The following is a 17,173-nucleotide window of genomic DNA, read 5'->3' as shown; positions in this document are numbered from 1 at the left end:
ACCATGACACAACCTACTCGAGCGGTAGCAACTTTTTGGCACGCAGCAATCTGGTTCCTGTTTTTCAGTGCTGTTATTTTCTTCGGCGCCTGGCTCTGGCTAAGCTGGCAAATGAGTCAATTACTGAACACTCGGGTTGCAGAACTTGGCCACCAAATGACTGAAGTTGCAGCCATTGCCAGTGCTGAAGCAGTTGTCTCCGAAGATAAAGTGTATCTCGCTCAGTTATTGGACGAGTTGACCGAGCACCTAGCGGTATTAGAAGCCGCGATTTATCGGTTAGATGGCACTTTAATTACCGAGAAAGCAACTTCAACACCCCAAACGGGTAAAGATAAAAATCAAAGTGTTAAAACGCTAATGACCAGCTACCTACCAGATTATCAATCGCCACTTGTACCTTTTATGGTCGAAATTCATTGGCAAAAAACACCGGTGGGCTGGCTCAAGATCACCCTCGATCGTGCTCAACTGGAATATCAGTTACGTAAGGATAGTTTTCAAATCACCTTGTTCACGCTTATTGGTTTTCTTTCGGTTTCTAGCCTCGGCTTAATCAGTCTTTGGCGACGTTCTCGGCCGTTGCCAAAAGCTTCGAACAAAAGTGTCTCGTCGCAAGCATTGGGTGACTCAGAAACTGCAACGTCTCCCTCTTTAGAGCAAGCTGCTAGTCAAATCAAGCAGAAAAAAAATCAGAGCGATGCATTGCATTTTCGTCCGGTTAAATTGCACGGTTTCCATACCAAGGCGCAAGCAACAATTCGACATAAAGGTTTTACAATTCTTTTATCACTAATATTAGACAGCAACAATGATGAATCTATTGAAGATCAGTTTGCTGAACAATTGAAGTGGCAAAATTGTTTGTTTGAAGCCTGTACTTTATTGGAGTTATCGATTTGTATGGTCGGCCAAAACCTATTCATTATTACAGGCGAAGAAAATCAGTTGAACGATCTGGTTAAACTGGGTTATTTGGTTTATTACTTGCAAAACGAAGATTCGCTAGCGGAATCGAACTCACGTTGCTCGTTGGTATTGGGAGAAATGGATCTTTACTTTAAACCCTTAACTCCGCAACTGTCTTTAGTTGCAGGAAAACAGTTTCAATATTGGGTAAATAAGCTGCATCATGTTGAACACTTTGCACTGGTCGATGCCGCTTTAGCTCCGCAATTATCGCAAGTTGAGCAAAGCAGTGATTTTCATCTCGCGGTTTTTAAAATTGAAAACTCGGCTAGTTCAACGATTGATCTGGATTCTGAAAGTCGCGCTTTACTCCATCGACAAGCCCAGGCGCTGGCACAAAAATATTGGTCTTAAGGAATGCCACCCAAGGTATATGAGACGGCGTCTTCTAAGTCTTCTTCGTCGTACTCACTCAACCCTAAAAAACCCAGCACCGATGTTTTATTATTTTCCCATTCGTGATCGTCCTCCACCCCGGCTAATCGTGAATGCAGTTTTACCATGTGTTCCGAAATTTTCAGTACCGACACCAATGATTTAAGCTTAGGATTTTCGATGGATGCATCATCAAGCAATCGCTCTACCGCATGATGATTACGAACGGCTTCTGAAATGAGTTTGGGTAATTTCCACACCCGTGTTAACCGATATCCCGCTGCCGCATGATGCATTCCTATGGTTTTAAACTCTTCGCGGGTAATGCCTCCATCAGAACGCGAATAGGCACTGGTGATGATCTCTGGATAATTTGGTACTTTTTGCGCAATGATTGGCATGCCGGAATTATGGAAAAGCCCTAGTGTGTAAGCTTCGTCAGTTAGCCCAAGATTAAGCTGCCGACATATTGCAGATGAAACCGTTGCCACAGCAAAACTCGACAGCCAGAACTTGTCCATATCAATGGACGTTTTTACCCCCTCCATGGAAGCTCTTAATAACATCGATTTTACGATGTTGATGACTCGCTCTAGTCCAAGCAATATGACGGCCTGGTTAATTGAAGCGATACGCGATTGCAAACCAAAATAGGGGGAGTTTACGGTTTTTAACACCGCGGCACTGACCCCAGGATCTGAGGAAATTTTGGCAGCGATATCTTCGAGATCGGTACCTGCCATTGTGATCTCATCGATCAATTTGGGTTGAGGGGGAATATACACCCCCTTCAAAATGTCATCGGCCACTGGCATTCCGGCAATTTTTAAAGGCTTATCAAAAGCATAGAACATATCGCCGGCAACGCGAATTGTGATGTTTTCTCGTATTTACATACCGTCGACTTCTAATTTATCCACTTTCTGGAAGCCGCGAGGCAGTTTGTTACCGCGACGACCACGCTCTCCTCGATAATGCTCTAGATCACGCATTTTCAAACGCAAATGGCGCTTACCACTGTGCACCAGAAGCTCATCTTTTTCCGAAACAACAGCAATATCCACCACAAATTCTTCTCGGCTGAGCACACGTGCCGAAGGTATGCTGATGATTTTATTGCCTTTACCTTTCCCTAAACAAGGCAAGTCACGAATTGGAAATACCAGTAACCTTCCTTCATTGCTCACTGCAACACAAAGCTGGTTTTCGTAATCCAACACCGCTTTCGGCGACACCACTTTGGCGCCTTTAGGTAAAGACAGCAGAGCTTTACCGTTTTTGTTACGCGTCACGATATCTTCAAACTTGGCGACAAAACCGTATCCAGCATCGGATGCAATGAGAAACAGCTCCTTATCCTGCCCCATCAAGGTCGCCATAAACAGCGAACCCGCAATAGGATTAAATCGCCCGGAAAGGGGCTCTCCCTGACCTCGTGCCGATGGTAAGCTGTGTGCAGGAGCTGCATAACTTCGACCGGTAGAGTCCAAAAATACCGCTTGCTGATTACTGCGACCAAGCGCATGTGACAGGTATTTATCACCCGCTTTATAGTTCAGGTTTTCGACATCCACTTCGTGACCTTTAGCACAGCGGACCCAGCCTTTTTCCGAAATGACCACCGTAACGGGTTCCGCCGGTATCAAATCGGTTTCATCCAGTGCTTTGGCTTCGCCACGCTCGACCAACGGCGACCGGCGTTCATCGCCGTATTCTTTGGCGGCTTGCTCGATTTCTTTTTTTACCAAGGTTTTCAGTCGACGAGCAGAACCAAGAATTTTTTCCAATTCGGCTTTCTCTTTGGCCAGCTCATCCTGCTCGCCACGAATTTTCATTTCTTCCAATCGAGCCAACTGGCGCAACTTGGTATCGAGTATGTAGTTGGCCTGTACTTCGGTTAAACCAAAGCGTTTCATTAATTCTTGTTTTGGCTCATCCTCGGTACGAATAATTCGGATCACTTCATCAATATTCAGAAAGGCGATTAACATCCCTTCCAATAAATGTAAGCGATCGTTCACTTTTCCTAAACGGTGTTCTAATCGACGACGTGTAGTCTCCGTTCGAAAAGTCAACCACTCACTGATAAAGCGATTCAACGGCTTCACCTGGGGCCGGTTATCGATGCCAATCACGTTCATATTAACGCGATAGTTTTTCTCCAGATCGGTGGTGGCAAATAGGTGCCCCATCAGCGCTTCCAGATCGACTCGATTGGAACGAGGCACGATGACAAACCGCGTTGGGGTTTCATGATCCGACTCATCGCGCAAGTCACTCACCATCGGTAGCTTTTTCGCTTGCATCTGTTGAGCGATTTGCTCAAGTACTTTACTGCCTGAAACTTGATGTGGCAGCGCCGAAATCACCACTTCTCCGTCTTCAATTTGATATCGCGCACGCATTTTGATGCTGCCTCGACCACTTTCATAAATTTTTTGAATGTCGACTTTGGCAGTAATAATTTCCGCTTCGGTTGGAAAGTCTGGCCCAGGAATAAATGCCATCAGCTCGTCAACCGTCGCTTTTGGGTTTTCCAACATGTGAATGCAAGCGCTGGCCACTTCACGCAAGTTATGCGGTGGGATATCGGTAGCCATACCCACAGCGATACCAGTAGTTCCATTTAATAACAAGTTAGGAAGTCGAGCCGGTAAAATTTTGGGCTCTTCCATGGTGCCGTCGAAGTTGGGTATCCAATCAACCGTGCCTTGCCCCAATTCGCTGAGTAACACTTCTGCGTATTTCGACAGTCGAGACTCGGTGTATCTCATAGCGGCGAAAGATTTGGGATCATCCGGAGAGCCCCAGTTGCCCTGGCCATCCACCAATGGATAACGATAGGAAAATGGCTGCGCCATCAATACCATGGCTTCATAACAAGCCGAGTCACCGTGAGGATGAAACTTACCTAATACATCGCCTACAGTACGAGCCGATTTTTTGTACTTGGCGCTGGCTTTTAACCCCAGCTCACTCATGGCGTAGACAATACGACGTTGCACCGGTTTCAAGCCATCACCAATATGCGGCAACGCCCGATCCATGATCACATACATGGAATAGTTGAGATAGGCTTTTTCGGTAAAATCAGCGAGCGACTGGCGCTCGACACCTTCAAAGTTGAATTCCATAAACTGTAACGAAACCTCTTTTAAACTTCGGCCAGGTTGCCTTTCGACTCCAACCAGCTTTTGCGGTCAGCAGAGCGCTTTTTTGCCAGTAGCATATCCATCACTTGCTCGGTGGATGGCATGTCATCAATTGAAAGTTGAACTAAACGACGGGTATCGCGCGCCATAGTGGTTTCTCGTAATTGCGCAGGATTCATTTCACCCAAACCTTTAAAGCGCTGCACATTCACTTTGCCGCGTTTTTTCTCCGCTTCAATGCGATCGAGAATGCCGGCTTTTTCATCATCATCCAGTGCATAAAAAACTTCTTTTCCTACATCAATTCGGTACAACGGCGGCATCGCCATGTATAAATGCCCTGCCTCCACCAAGGGTCGAAAATGCTTGACGAATAAAGCACAAAGCAAAGTGGCTATGTGTAACCCGTCAGAATCGGCATCCGCAAGTACGCAAATCTTCCCGTAACGCAACTTCGATAAGTCGGTAGAGTCGGGGTCAAGGCCAATAGCAACGGATATGTCGTGTACTTCTTGCGACGCGAGAATGTCGTGAGAGTCGACTTCCCAAGTGTTCAAAATTTTTCCGCGCAGCGGCATAATAGCCTGATAGTCTTTATCGCGAGCCTGCTTGGCACTACCTCCCGCCGAGTCACCTTCTACCAGAAACAGCTCGGCGTTCATTGGCTCCTGTCCTATACAGTCGGCCAATTTACCGGGTAACGCAGGGCCCGACGTGACTTTTTTACGAGCTACTTTTTTTCCGGCTCGCAATCGTTTGTGAGCATTACTGATCGCCAGCTCTGCCAACTTTTCACCAAGATCGGAATGTTGATTAAGCCACAGACTGAACGCATCTTTTACCACGCCAGAAACAAACGCAGCGCATTGGCGCGACGACAAGCGCTCTTTGGTTTGTCCTGAAAACTGCGGGTCTTCCAGCTTTACCGACAGTACATAACTCAACCGATCCCAGACATCTTCCGGTGCTAATTTCACCCCGCGAGGTAATAGGTTTCTAAATTCGCAGAATTCGCGCATAGCTTCGAGTAACCCGGTGCGTAACCCATTGACGTGCGTGCCGCCCAATGCGGTAGGGATTAAGTTGACGTAACTTTCCGCCAAAATATCCCCCCCTTCCGGTAACCAATGTAATGCCCAATCGACCGCCTCAGAGTGACTGGCAAAACTACCTGTAAAAGGCTCTTCGGGAAGCGTTTCATACCCTTCTGCTGAAGCGGCAACATAGTCGGTGAGTCCGTTTTCGTAATACCAACTTTCTTCCTCACCATTCACTTTATCCAGCAATTTGACTTTTAAGCCAGGGCAAAGCACCGCTTTAGCTTTCAGTAAATGCTTTAATCGTGGTACTGAGAATTTGGGCGAATCGAAATATTGCGCATCAGGCCAAAAAGTAACGGTGGTTCCCGTGTTGCGCTTACCCACTTCACCAACAACTTGTAAGTCGCTGGCTTTATCACCGTTTTCAAACGCCATCATGTGCTCTTGACCATCGCGTTTAACGCGCACTTCCACTCGTCGAGAAAGCGCATTCACCACACTGATGCCGACACCGTGCAAACCACCCGAAAACTGATAGTTTTTGTTGGAAAACTTTCCCCCCGCATGTAGCTTGGTGAGAATCAGTTCCACACCAGGTATACCTTCTTCCGGATGAACATCAATGGGCATGCCACGACCATCGTCTTGCACGCTCATGGAGCCGTCTTTCTCCAAAGTCACCACGATGTTTTTACAATACCCGGCAAGCGCTTCATCAACACTGTTATCAATGACTTCTTGCCCCAAATGATTGGGTCGCGCCGTGTCGGTATACATTCCAGGGCGCTTTTTAACGGGTTCCAGCCCATTCAGGACTTCGATAGCGTCAGCTGTATATTGGCTCATCAGATTAAAAATCAGGTCTATTAATGTAAAAATGAAAGCACTAATGTTGGCGTTTTCAAACACACTTGGCAAGCTTTATTCGGGAATGAGTTGGTAGCCTGTTTAAGTTTTCAACAGCTGAGCAATCAAGTGTTTAAATTACCACCAGAGAATGGAAAATCGAGAAAAGTTAAGGCTTCAATAGCCTTTTATGGAGTAGTCAACCGTAAATTCAATGTCTGATATCCGATGTAACACCGAATCAATGTTGCCGTCTTTGTGTAGCGTTAAATACCGATAACCTGGACTTTCATCTCCAGCAGAAAAGTCTTCTGAACCCGGTTTGAATTGAACGCATGTCGAAGGGGTAGATATTAACTCAATGCGATTGAGTTCACCGTGAAAATCCTGATGCACATGCCCCCATAAAAAACAGGTTTTCGCTTTATGGCTTTTAACGGCATCAAACAGCTCCTGAGGGTTTTTGATCGCAAGATTATCTAACCATTCACTACCAACTGGAACTGGCTGATGATGCATTACAACCATTAAGTGGCGGTCTGGATACTCTTTAATCGCATCTTTCAGCATTTGCAAGTCGTGATCCGACACATGCCCATACACCTTTTCTCGAACCGATGTATCTAGCAACACAATTTGCCAATTGTTCACAAACACGCGTTTGTGTGGAAACAGGTTTTCGCCATGAAGAATACGCGACATTGCGGTCGGATCGTCATGATTACCCGGTATCCAAAAACAAGGAATGTTCATAGTTTTAAGCTGACGCTCAATGTATTGGTAGGATTCGTCTGATGCGTCTTGCGACAAGTCACCCGTCGCTAAAATCAGATCAGGAGCAAGTTCTTCCTTTTTTATGCGCGACAGTACCGCCTCAAAGCTTTGGCGGGTATTTAGCCCCAACAGCTTGCCCTCTTCATCGGCAAAAATATGGCTGTCCGTCAGCTGAATGATGCGCACACATTCAATATGTTGAGTGTTGATCTGTTTAGCTAATGTAGAAACCTGACTCATTCAAGATCCCTGGTTAGTCGCATCGGTAATGGTTGGTAGTGGCACTTGCTCCGCCTCACTATTAAAGCAGGCAGTTAAACACTGTTTCAGCAGTTGGTTTCGCTGATATTTGTCGTCAGGATAATGCTTTACCTGCTGCGGATATTCATGTCTAGGCTTGGGAGCGTGGTTACGTTCATGCTCCATCACTTCTGCAAGTTGCGCATCGTGATACAGCCGCACCTTAAATATTACCGGCTCGACCCATTCACTGTCAGCAATATTTACCTTTAAGTGCAAGGTTGTAGTATAGGGGGCTTTTTCCAAAATCGTTAACTGAAAAGGCATGCGAGTGTTCTGAAGCTCGCAGAGTGAAGCGCTTGCTTTACACGCTTGAGGCTTCGACTGCCTTTCGATCAAATCCAACAGACGTGTCATCAGTGCGTAATTCATCTCGCACTGAGACATATACTCAGACAAATCAGGCACATATTTACGTTTCGAATTTATCATCAATCACTTTAATTATCTGATACTTATACAACAATAGCCTATTTTCGGTGGTAAAATCGAGCTCTGGAGCGGTAATGTTCAATTTCTCGCCACGAGTTGAAGCAACTGTGACTCATTTAACATTAACCATTGGATTCCGATGATCACCATGGCATTGTCTAACTTCCCCTGTTGTAACCATTGGTAAGCTTGTTCGAAACTCACCACATGAACGCGTATATCTTCCTGCTCATGTTCTAAACCACCAAAAGCATCGGCTTGAGCAGAATCCACCAGCCCACAGAACAGGTGAAACACTTCGTCGCTTCCACCAGGGCTGACCCAATAGCGATACATTGGGACCAACTGTGTCGGTTGGCAACCGGCTTCCTCCAGTGATTCTCGCTCGGCAACCTGTTCTGGTTGTTCACCAGGCTCAATAATACCGGCGACCAACTCAACTAACCATGGGTTTTGAGCTTTTGCAGCTGCTGCACCAGCGCGAAACTGCTCAACCAGAACCAGTTTCTTTCGCGGTAAATCGACTAACAATACGCCCACCGCTTGTCCGCGTAAAAAGACTTCTCTTTTCACCCCCGTGTGTTTGTCTCCATTGAAAAGTTCATGTTCAAACTGATATCGACAAACCTTGAAAAAGCCTTCAAACAAAGTGTGTTCAGACTCAATCGCATAATGCATGTCTTTGCAATTGGCTTCGTCTGGCATTACAAACTATCCTTTCAGGGTTTGCTGTGATGGGTTTATACTGCGACTATAAACGATTCGCAAAGTTGGCAACAAGTTATCATCAATAAAACACCGTTTTTACGGAATAGAAAAACCAAGAGAGCGCACAATGAATAAAGAAAAAGCTCGCTTTAATATGATTGAACAACAAATTCGTCCCTGGTATGTCAGTGATCCAAAAGTGCTAAACTTGATGGCGAGTGTACCTCGTGAGCTCTTTGTGCCAGAGGCTCAGCGTGCACTTGCTTTTGCGGATCTATCCATTGCACTTGCTCATGGTCAAAAAATGTTCACTCCAAAAGAAGAAGCTCGAATGCTACAGTCGCTTAGTATTCGAGAAGCTGATAAAGCGTTAGAAATTGGAACCGGCAGTGGATTTACCGCCGCATTAATCGCTTCTCAAGCAAACCGGTTATTGACTTTGGATCTTTACGAAGACTTTATTGTCGAAGCTGAGCAGCGTTTTCGACAACTTAACTTAACCAACATTACCACTGAAATCACCGACGTTTCGAAAGGTTGGAAACCTTCAGAGCGATTCGACGTCATTGCGATTACCGCAGCCCTCTCAAAACCACCAACGCACTACCTTCAATTACTAAACGAAAATGGTCGATTGTTTTGTGTCGAAGGTATCGAAAACAGTCTTTACGCCAAACTCTACTCTAAAAATGCTCAGGGTGAATTACGAGTGCAACACCTGTTTGAAATGGATACACCTTGGCTGATTCAGGAAAAGGAAACTGAAGAGTTTGTATTTTAGGCTGTTACTTGCCGACAACATTCATTTACAATTGGACAACACTATCTGACACAGTTTTCAGGTAAGTTATCGTTTATATTTACGACTTTATAAAGCAATACCGGTTGTTCTATAGGAAATGAACAGCCAGAGCACGATTAATTGGGAATCCCTACAACGGAGAATCGTTTTGAAAAAACAACTAAAATGGCTAACTGCCACCGGACTTTTATTGTCTACCGGTTTTCAACCGGCCTTTGCAAAAACAGGCCTTTGGGAAATTTATCAACAAGCCCTGCAAAATGATCCGCAAATATTAGCGAGTGAAATGGGCTTAAAAGCTACTGAAGAGCGAGTTAATCAGAGTTTTGGTGATTTATTGCCGTCGTTATCTGGTAGTTATGGGATATCGAAAAGAAAATCTAAAGGCGTCAATGAGTTTTTGCAGCCAGATGAGTCTGAATCTAAATCAAGCGGTTTTGGATTGGAGTTATCCCAAGTTGTGTACGATCATAGAGTTTGGAAAGGACTGGATATACGTAAAAAGCAAGCGCTTCGAGCAGGTGTCGAGCATGAAGCGCAAAAACAATCTCTCATCGTTCGTGTCGCTGAAGCTTACTTTAATGTTTTAGCTGCTCAAGATGGAGTCGACTTTTCGAGTGCAGAAATGAAAGCTATTGAGCAAGAGCTTGAGCAAACTAACCAAAAGTTTGAAGTTGGGCTGATTGCTATTACTGATGTTCATGAAGCTCAAGCACGTTATGATCAAGCATTGGCTGATAATATTCGCGCTCAAAATACACTGGACAATGCGATAGAAGCGTTACGCGAAATTTCAAACGAATATTATGATTTTCTAATTCCTCTAAAAAATAAATTCAGTTTACGAACGCCAGAGCCTGCAAAAGTGGAGGAATGGCTTATAAAAGCGGAGCACAGTAATTTATCTTTAAGCGCCCGTAGAATCGATAAGGATATTGCGAGAGAAACTGTAAAACTCAATTTTGCTGGACACCTACCTTATTTAAATTTAAGAGGCACTCATAGCGATAGTGATACCAAGCCTAAAGGCAGTGATCAAACCATACCGTCTGAAGAAACTTCACTATCATTAAGTTTAAGCATTCCAATTTACTCTGGTGGAACAACACAATCCACTGTTCGCGAAGCTCAACATTTATTCCAACAAGCGGTCCACAACATGGAAAGCGCACATCGTTCCGCAACTCGTCAAACGCGTAGTGCTTTTCTTGGAATTTTAGCTTCCATTAGCTCAGTCAAAGCATTGGAACAGTCTACTATTTCGAGTCAGGCAGCACTTGAAGCCACACAAGCTGGTTTTGAAGTAGGAACCCGAACCATTGTTGATGTATTAAACAGCACTCGAGTGGTTTACAACGCAAAACAAAACCTAGCACGGGCGCGATACGATTACATTCTTAATACCTTAAGATTAAAACAGGCGGCAGGAACACTCAGTGAACAAGACTTGAAGCAAGTCGATATGCTTTTAGAAAAATAATTTAATTAACAACTAAGTGTTAATTGTCCCGTCCTAAAATACGTTGACAGTTTTTTAGGACGGGACATCACTTTCCAATAACTTTATAAATATTGATTTAAAATTTTAAGTGTTCGAGTAATTGCACCACGGTTAGACTCTACGACTCGAAAACCCGCCTTTCCCATTCGCTTTCGTTTGCTTGCATCATTGTAAAGTTCAGCGAGAACGGGCTCCAGAGTTTCTTCAGACACTACTTGAGCCGCCTCGGCATCAAACATATTTTTATACACATCCGAAAAATTGAATACGTACTTTCCTGTGAGTACCGGTTTGGATAACGCAGCAGGCTCCAGTGGATTATGCCCACCGCGTTCTATCAAACTTCCACCTACAAAAGCGATATCCGCAGCGTTGTAGCAATACATCATTTCTCCCATGGTATCACACAAAAATACTTCGGATTGTTCATTAAAAGATTCCGACTGACTGCGCTTGACAAGCGCAAATCCGCGCTGTTCAATTAATTCAGCAACGGAATCAAAGCGCTCCGGATGACGTGGTACAATAATCAATTTGGCAAGAATTCCTGCATCAAGCAATAATCGGTGCGCGCTCAAAATTATTTCATCTTCGCCAACATGCGTACTTCCGGCAACCCAGATAAAATACTTTTTATGCCAACACTCAAATATTTCGCGAGTTCGAGTATCCAAGTCGTCTGGAAGCTGTAAGTCAAATTTTACACTCCCAGTTACCGATACTTTATCTCGTAAAGCACCTAATTCGACAAATCGCTTGGCATCCCCTTCACTCTGACAAGCAAAGTGTGTAATCGGCTTTAACAATAACCGATTTGTAGGAATGGGTAAACGAGCGTAACTGTGTGCTGACCGCGCCGACAATCGTGCATTTACGACCACAACCGGAACACCTCGTTTACGGCTGTAGTGTACAAAATTAGGCCACAACTCAGTTTCCATAATGACGGTAAGTCTAGGTTTAATTTTGCGAATAAACCGATTAACAACCCAGGGTAAGTCATAAGGCGAATAGATGTGTATCACACTGTCGCCTAACAAGGTATTAACCCTTTCCGCACCAGTAGGTGTTGTAGTGGTTACAACGATAGGAAGATCAGGATGTTCTTTTTGTAAGCGCTTAATAATTGGAATGGCCGCTAAAGATTCGCCCACCGAAACGGCATGCACCCAAATAGATTCTTTTACTCCAGGCGCTTCAAAAATACCGAAGTGCTCTTGCCAACGTTTCCGGTAGTTCCCATGTTGTCGTGCCTTTAAATACAAATTCAGCAAAACCATAGGAAGTGCGCAAATAAAAATCAACGAATAAAGAAATCTGAACACAAATAAACCAGTAAATAATTTTTCTGGCATTTTAGCACAGGGATTTTGCAAGAGCCTGTTTATCCTGTATAAACATAGCATACAAGTAAGAAATGAGGCAGACGTGGAGACCGCGCAAAACTTCAATTTGGAGTGGTTATGGATTATCGCTATTCTGTTTGGGCTACTCACTTTTATCTATCTGGTGGCCGCTATTCATGCATTGCGACGTATGCGCTTAATCAAAACCGGCTACCGGTTGCTGCTCACACTCATTTTTGCTCCGCTGTCGCTACTAACTGCTGGGATATTGATAAGCGTTAAAGGATTTTACGCGCTCACGCATGAAGCATTGGTGGCAAAAGTCACTCTAGTGCCGAAGGCGCAGCAGCAATTTGAAGCCAAAATACTGTTAAACGATGGCAGTCAACACACCTATTTGTTGACTGGTGATCAATTTCGAATCGAAGCGGATATCATCAAGTGGAAACCCATCGCCAATATAATCGGCTTACATACTCATTATCAGCTGAATCGAGTGACCGGGCGATATAATCGAATAGAAGACGCAACCCTTAACCCGGTTTCGGCATATAGTTTGGCGGAAAAGCGTTGGCTGGATCTGGTTAAATTACGTTCAGAATACGATACACTCGGTTGGTTGCTTGATACAGAGTATGGCTCATCCACTTACGTTGCGGCCGATAAGCCTCGTCAGTATGAAGTGTTTGTTTCAACGAGCGGATTACTGATGCGTGAGGTTAAACCTAACTGAGAATGGCGTATTTCAAATCTTTTTCTTCAGCGCTTTGCGACGGCGTACTTCTTTTGGATCCGCGAGCAAAGGACGATATATCTCAATACGATCTTTTTCACGCAATTCTGTATTCAAAGTAGTAAGTTTGCTAAAAATCCCAACTTTATTAACCTGTAAATCAATCTCTGGATATTGTTCAAGTATTCCGGAACGACGGATAGCTTGCTCTACCGTAGTCCCCGGTTCTATATCCAGGCTTAACAGGGATTGTTTATCAGGAAGCGCATACACAACTTCAACCAGCATCAGGACTCACCTTGCAACTGTTTGGCCCGATCGACAAAAGCCTGCATCATAGACTCCACTAACTTTTGAAAGACTTTACCAAACGCCATTCCCATTATTGGATTTTTAAATTTAAAGTCGAGATGAAACTCCACTTTGCAAGCGTTCTGCTCTAACTCGGTAAACGTCCATATACCGGTTAAAAACTCAAATGGACCATCCACCAGCTCCATGCGGATCTGCTCATTTTTTTTCAACGTATTGCGCGTGGTAAATGCACTGCTCATTCCTGCTTGTGAAACATGAAGGCGCGCGGTCATACTTTGCTCATTTTCATTCAGAACTTCACTGGCCTGGCAGCCCTGAACAAACTCCGGATAGCGCTCTACATCGTTAACCAATTTGTACATACAGGCAGCAGAAAAAGGAACTAAAGCGGATTTTACAACTTGTGGCATCTTGCAACAGGGATTTTATCAAAGGAACCGCATTGTATCATTAATTCGTTAAAGGCTGCATTTGGCGCCTTAAAGTAGTGAGTATGGCTTACTTTTCATAAGCTTGAGCCAGCATGAATCCAATACTGCCGAAAATTTATTAACTTAGAGGGTTGGGATTTCGCTTTCATGACTGTAGCACCGTATAATATCGAACCTTAACAGAGGCAGTATTATGGCGAAAAAGAAAAAAACTCCGGAAAATGTAATCGCGCAAAACAAAAAGGCGCGGCACGACTATTTTATTGAAGATACCTTTGAAGCAGGACTGGTGCTGGAAGGCTGGGAAGTCAAAAGCTTACGCGAAAGCAAAGTTAATTTAACAGACAGTTATATTTTCCTGAAAGACGGCGAGGCTTGGTTACTGGGTTGTCATATTTCACCGCTACAAACGGTTTCGACACACATCACACCTAACCCGACACGCTATCGCAAATTGCTGTTACACAACAGCGAGTTAGGAAAACTATTCGGTGCGCAGCAGCGCCAAGGTTTTACCATTATGGCACTCAAACTTTATTGGAAAAAGAATCGGGTTAAGCTAGAAATCGGTCTGGCTAAAGGTAAAAAACTTCACGATAAAAGAGCCACCGAAAAAGATCGCGAATGGAACAGGCAAAAACAACGGGTACTCAAATCGGGTACTTAATACCGGTGGCAGAACTCGCCACGGTCCTCTAGACTCATAACAACAGAGCTAACTCGAAACGTCTATGTTAAACAAAAAACTGCAACTGATTATTTTCGTTCTATTGGCTGGTATGCTTGCCGGTTGCAGTAGCTTTACCAGAGAGCAATCGCCGGCGCCCGTTACTCACATCGAACCGCCAAGTAAACCGGTTAATTACTCGATATCGCAAATTATTCAGTGGTTGGAAAAAGGAGAACCCAAACAGGCCAAACAAGCTTTGCAACAGTTTCTGAAAAAGCATCCACAACACTCAGTTGCGTTGCGATTATTGGCTCAGTTAGAGGAAGATCCTAAAGAACGCTACGGCGCAGATTCGTTTGCATATCAAGTAAAGCGCGGTGATTCTTTGGCGTTATTAGCCAAACGCTACCTGGGCCACTCATTGGAGTTTTATGGACTAGCTAGATATAACAATATTGTTGATCCACGCGGTCTTTCCATTGGCCAGCAAATTTTAATTCCTCGAATTAATAAAGGCAGTTCAGCGGCGGGGCAACACATCGCCAATGCCAAAAGCATGCTAAAGCAACAACGGGCATTAGAGGCATTCCAAAGTTTAAGTTTAATACCGGCAGCCGATCCGTTAATTAACGAAGCTCGTCAATTAGCCCAGCAAGCCCTTTTCCGGTATGTCGACGAGGCGCAAAACCAACAGCAACTTACACAGCGAACCGAATTTATCATCCAAGTTGAAAGCAAACTACCCGCTTATGAGAAACAACTGAATCAAGCAAAACAAAAATTGAAACAAAGGGAGTTACTATTAATCAGCCAACAACAACTTCTAGACAAACAATATCAGCAAGCCTTTCAATCGTATACCAGTGCGCAGTCATTAAAGGTAGCCAACTCCGAATTAACTCAACAGGTTTCCGAAGAGCTTTCTGAAAGCTTACATAGAGAAGCTGTGTTGCTGTTTCGTGCTCAGCAACTTAACGAAGCGATTAATCTTTGGGACCAGGTCCTTTTTATCCAAAGTGATCATGCATCGGCTCGCAATTACCGCGAACGGGCAATAAAGCTCAAAGCGCAGTTGAAACAAACACCATAATTATCACCAAAATCAAAGTCAGTTAATTATAGTAAATTTCTGCGGTAGTAAACGCACTCCAGAACAAAACATGAATAGATCAGAGTTCACATATAAAAAAAGCCAGTCGTAAGAAGACTGGCTTTAAAATGTAATGCTAATTGAGTGATAAACTTACTCTTCGGTCTCTTCCACTTCTTCAACAATATCTTCTTCAACTTGTGGGCGATCAACCAACTCGACCAAAGCCATTGGAGCGTTGTCGCCGGCACGGAAACCGGCCTTGATGATTCGTAAATAACCGCCTGGACGATCTTGATATCGCGGACCTAATTCATTGAACAAAATTCCTACCGCTTCTTTCGAGCGAGTGCGAGAAAATGCTAAGCGACGATTGGCAACACTGTCGGTTTTCGCCAAAGTGATTAGGGGTTCAGCAACGCGACGCAATTCTTTTGCTTTTGGCAAAGTCGTTTTGATCAGTTCGTGTTTAAACAGTGAAACTGCCATGTTGCTAAACATCGCCTGACGATGACTGCTGTTACGATTTAACTTACGGCCACTTTTACGATGACGCATAATATATACACCTCTTAATACTGAACAGCCTGCAATAGTACTGCTCTTATTTATTTAACGTTATTAAAATAAGTTCACCGACTGCTACGAGTCGGTGAATTTATTGGACTGCTAAAATCGCTCTTTTACTTGTCGTCCATCAAACTCGCTGGAGGCCAGTTTTCTAAACGCATACCTAATGACAAGCCACGAGAGGCCAGAACATCTTTGATTTCTGTCAACGACTTCTTACCCAAGTTAGGAGTCTTTAACAACTCAACTTCGGTTCGCTGGATCAGATCACCAATGTAATGAATGTTTTCTGTTTTTAGGCAGTTTGCTGAGCGTACTGTCAGCTCTAAATCATCTACCGGACGTAATAGAATTGGATCAATTTCCGGCTCTCTGCTTTCAGGCTCAGACTCTTTCTCATCTTTCAGATCAACGAAGGCGGCCAATTGCTCTTGCAAGATGGTTGCGCTACGACGAATCGCTTCTTCGGGATCGATAGTGCCATTGGTTTCAATTTCCAGCACCAGCTTATCCAGATTAGTACGCTGTTCGACACGGGCAGCTTCAACCACGTAGGAAACTCGGCGCACAGGACTGAAAGATGCGTCAACTTGCAAACGACCGATAGGCGCGTCTTCTTCACTGTTATGCCGAGCCGTTGCCGACTCGTAACCACGGCCTTTTGCCACTTTAATGTTCATTGCTAACGAACCGTTTTTGGTTAATGTAGCAATTTTATGTTCAGGGTTGATGATCTCAACTCCGGACAGTCCAGCTATATCAGCAGCAGTCACATCGCCTTCACCGCTTTTTTGCAGCGTAAGAATTGCTTCGTCTTTGTCTTCCAGGCGTACAGCAAGCCCTTTCAGGTTAAGCAAGATTTCAATAACATCTTCCTGCACACCCTCAATGGTCGTGTACTCATGCAAAACGCCATCGATTTCCACCTCTACCACGGCAGCGCCTGGCATCGAGGAAAGCAAAATTCGACGTAACGAGTTGCCCAAAGTATGACCGAAACCCCGCTCGAAAGGTTCCAAAATCACCTTGGCGCGGTTATCGTTTATTTGTTCAACTTTAATTTGTCGCGGTGTCAAAAATTCGTTGACATTGCCCATACAAGTCCTGTCCTCTTTAAAG

Annotated in this window: 17 protein-coding genes; 6 read left to right on the top strand and 11 right to left on the bottom strand. The window is 44.4% G+C overall.

Features of this window, described 5'->3' with window-relative positions:
- Positions 1-3 precede the first annotated feature (3 nt).
- On the top strand, positions 4-1,323 hold the full coding sequence (locus tag ACTUJY_RS04590) for an AhpA/YtjB family protein (protein ID WP_463614882.1): 1,320 nt from the start codon (positions 4-6) through the stop codon (positions 1,321-1,323).
- On the opposite strand, the gene ACTUJY_RS04585 is transcribed toward ACTUJY_RS04590, so the two are convergent.
- The 6 genes from ACTUJY_RS04585 to ACTUJY_RS04560 all read right to left on the bottom strand — a co-directional run bounded on the left by ACTUJY_RS04585 (position 1,320) and on the right by ACTUJY_RS04560 (position 8,593).
- Positions 1,320-2,198, bottom strand: a complete 879-nt coding sequence (locus ACTUJY_RS04585; protein ID WP_463614881.1) for an HDOD domain-containing protein — start codon at positions 2,196-2,198, stop codon at positions 1,320-1,322. The two genes, ACTUJY_RS04590 and ACTUJY_RS04585, sit on opposite strands and share 4 nt — an antisense overlap.
- 36 nt (positions 2,199-2,234) lie before the next feature.
- Complete coding sequence (gene parC / locus ACTUJY_RS04580) at positions 2,235-4,478, bottom strand: DNA topoisomerase IV subunit A (protein ID WP_463614880.1); 2,244 nt, start codon at positions 4,476-4,478, stop codon at positions 2,235-2,237.
- 20 nt (positions 4,479-4,498) lie between these two features.
- Positions 4,499-6,382, bottom strand: a complete 1,884-nt coding sequence (gene parE / locus ACTUJY_RS04575; RefSeq protein WP_463614879.1) for a DNA topoisomerase IV subunit B — start codon at positions 6,380-6,382, stop codon at positions 4,499-4,501.
- 177 nt (positions 6,383-6,559) lie between these two features.
- Entirely contained in the window at positions 6,560-7,396 is an 837-nt protein-coding gene (gene cpdA, locus ACTUJY_RS04570) for a 3',5'-cyclic-AMP phosphodiesterase (RefSeq protein ID WP_463614878.1), read from the bottom strand.
- Entirely contained in the window at positions 7,397-7,888 is a 492-nt protein-coding gene (locus ACTUJY_RS04565; protein ID WP_463614877.1) for a DUF1249 domain-containing protein, read from the bottom strand. It lies immediately after the preceding gene.
- A 78-nt stretch (positions 7,889-7,966) separates the two neighbouring features.
- A complete protein-coding gene (locus ACTUJY_RS04560; protein ID WP_463614876.1) occupies positions 7,967-8,593 on the bottom strand; it encodes an NUDIX domain-containing protein in 627 nt (208 codons plus the stop codon).
- Between the two features lie 130 nt (positions 8,594-8,723).
- Here ACTUJY_RS04560 and ACTUJY_RS04555 point away from each other — a divergent pair, with 130 nt between their 5' ends.
- Positions 8,724-9,377, top strand: a complete 654-nt coding sequence (locus tag ACTUJY_RS04555; protein ID WP_463614875.1) for a protein-L-isoaspartate O-methyltransferase family protein — start codon at positions 8,724-8,726, stop codon at positions 9,375-9,377.
- A gap of 169 nt (positions 9,378-9,546) precedes the next feature.
- Positions 9,547-10,878 carry a TolC family outer membrane protein gene (locus ACTUJY_RS04550; protein ID WP_463614874.1) on the top strand — a complete coding sequence of 444 codons (1,332 nt, stop codon included), beginning with the start codon at positions 9,547-9,549 and terminating at the stop codon, positions 10,876-10,878.
- 83 nt (positions 10,879-10,961) lie between these two features.
- Here the strand turns inward: ACTUJY_RS04550 and waaA are convergent, their stop codons facing one another.
- Positions 10,962-12,254, bottom strand: coding sequence for a lipid IV(A) 3-deoxy-D-manno-octulosonic acid transferase (waaA, locus tag ACTUJY_RS04545; RefSeq protein ID WP_463614873.1), 1,293 nt, complete (start codon positions 12,252-12,254; stop codon positions 10,962-10,964).
- A 73-nt stretch (positions 12,255-12,327) separates the two neighbouring features.
- Between waaA and ACTUJY_RS04540 the strand changes: the two genes are divergently transcribed.
- The gene (locus ACTUJY_RS04540) at positions 12,328-12,978 is read left to right on the top strand and encodes a hypothetical protein (RefSeq protein ID WP_463614872.1); all 651 of its coding nucleotides are present in this window, start codon (positions 12,328-12,330) and stop codon (positions 12,976-12,978) included.
- 12 nt (positions 12,979-12,990) lie between these two features.
- On the opposite strand, the gene ACTUJY_RS04535 is transcribed toward ACTUJY_RS04540, so the two are convergent.
- Both ACTUJY_RS04535 and ACTUJY_RS04530 read right to left on the bottom strand, forming a co-directional pair.
- Positions 12,991-13,266, bottom strand: a complete 276-nt coding sequence (locus ACTUJY_RS04535) for an RnfH family protein (protein ID WP_463614871.1) — start codon at positions 13,264-13,266, stop codon at positions 12,991-12,993.
- A complete protein-coding gene (locus tag ACTUJY_RS04530) occupies positions 13,266-13,703 on the bottom strand; it encodes a type II toxin-antitoxin system RatA family toxin (RefSeq protein WP_463614870.1) in 438 nt (145 codons plus the stop codon). The genes ACTUJY_RS04535 and ACTUJY_RS04530 overlap by 1 nt, the downstream gene beginning before the upstream one ends.
- A 214-nt stretch (positions 13,704-13,917) precedes the next feature.
- Here ACTUJY_RS04530 and smpB point away from each other — a divergent pair, with 214 nt between their 5' ends.
- Entirely contained in the window at positions 13,918-14,391 is a 474-nt protein-coding gene (gene smpB, locus ACTUJY_RS04525) for an SsrA-binding protein SmpB (RefSeq protein WP_463614869.1), read from the top strand.
- A gap of 64 nt (positions 14,392-14,455) precedes the next feature.
- Positions 14,456-15,484, top strand: a complete 1,029-nt coding sequence (locus tag ACTUJY_RS04520) for a LysM peptidoglycan-binding domain-containing protein (protein ID WP_463614868.1) — start codon at positions 14,456-14,458, stop codon at positions 15,482-15,484.
- 153 nt (positions 15,485-15,637) lie between these two features.
- Here the strand turns inward: ACTUJY_RS04520 and rplQ are convergent, their stop codons facing one another.
- Positions 15,638-16,042 carry a 50S ribosomal protein L17 gene (gene rplQ, locus ACTUJY_RS04515; RefSeq protein WP_463614867.1) on the bottom strand — a complete coding sequence of 135 codons (405 nt, stop codon included), beginning with the start codon at positions 16,040-16,042 and terminating at the stop codon, positions 15,638-15,640.
- 125 nt (positions 16,043-16,167) lie between these two features.
- Entirely contained in the window at positions 16,168-17,151 is a 984-nt protein-coding gene (locus tag ACTUJY_RS04510) for a DNA-directed RNA polymerase subunit alpha (RefSeq protein WP_463614866.1), read from the bottom strand.
- Positions 17,152-17,173: the final 22 nt, after the last annotated feature.

The organism is Pleionea sp. WD8-19, from assembly GCF_055326765.1.
The sequence above is the reverse complement of the archived record's forward strand: the minus strand, read 5'-3'. Positions and strand labels throughout refer to the sequence as shown.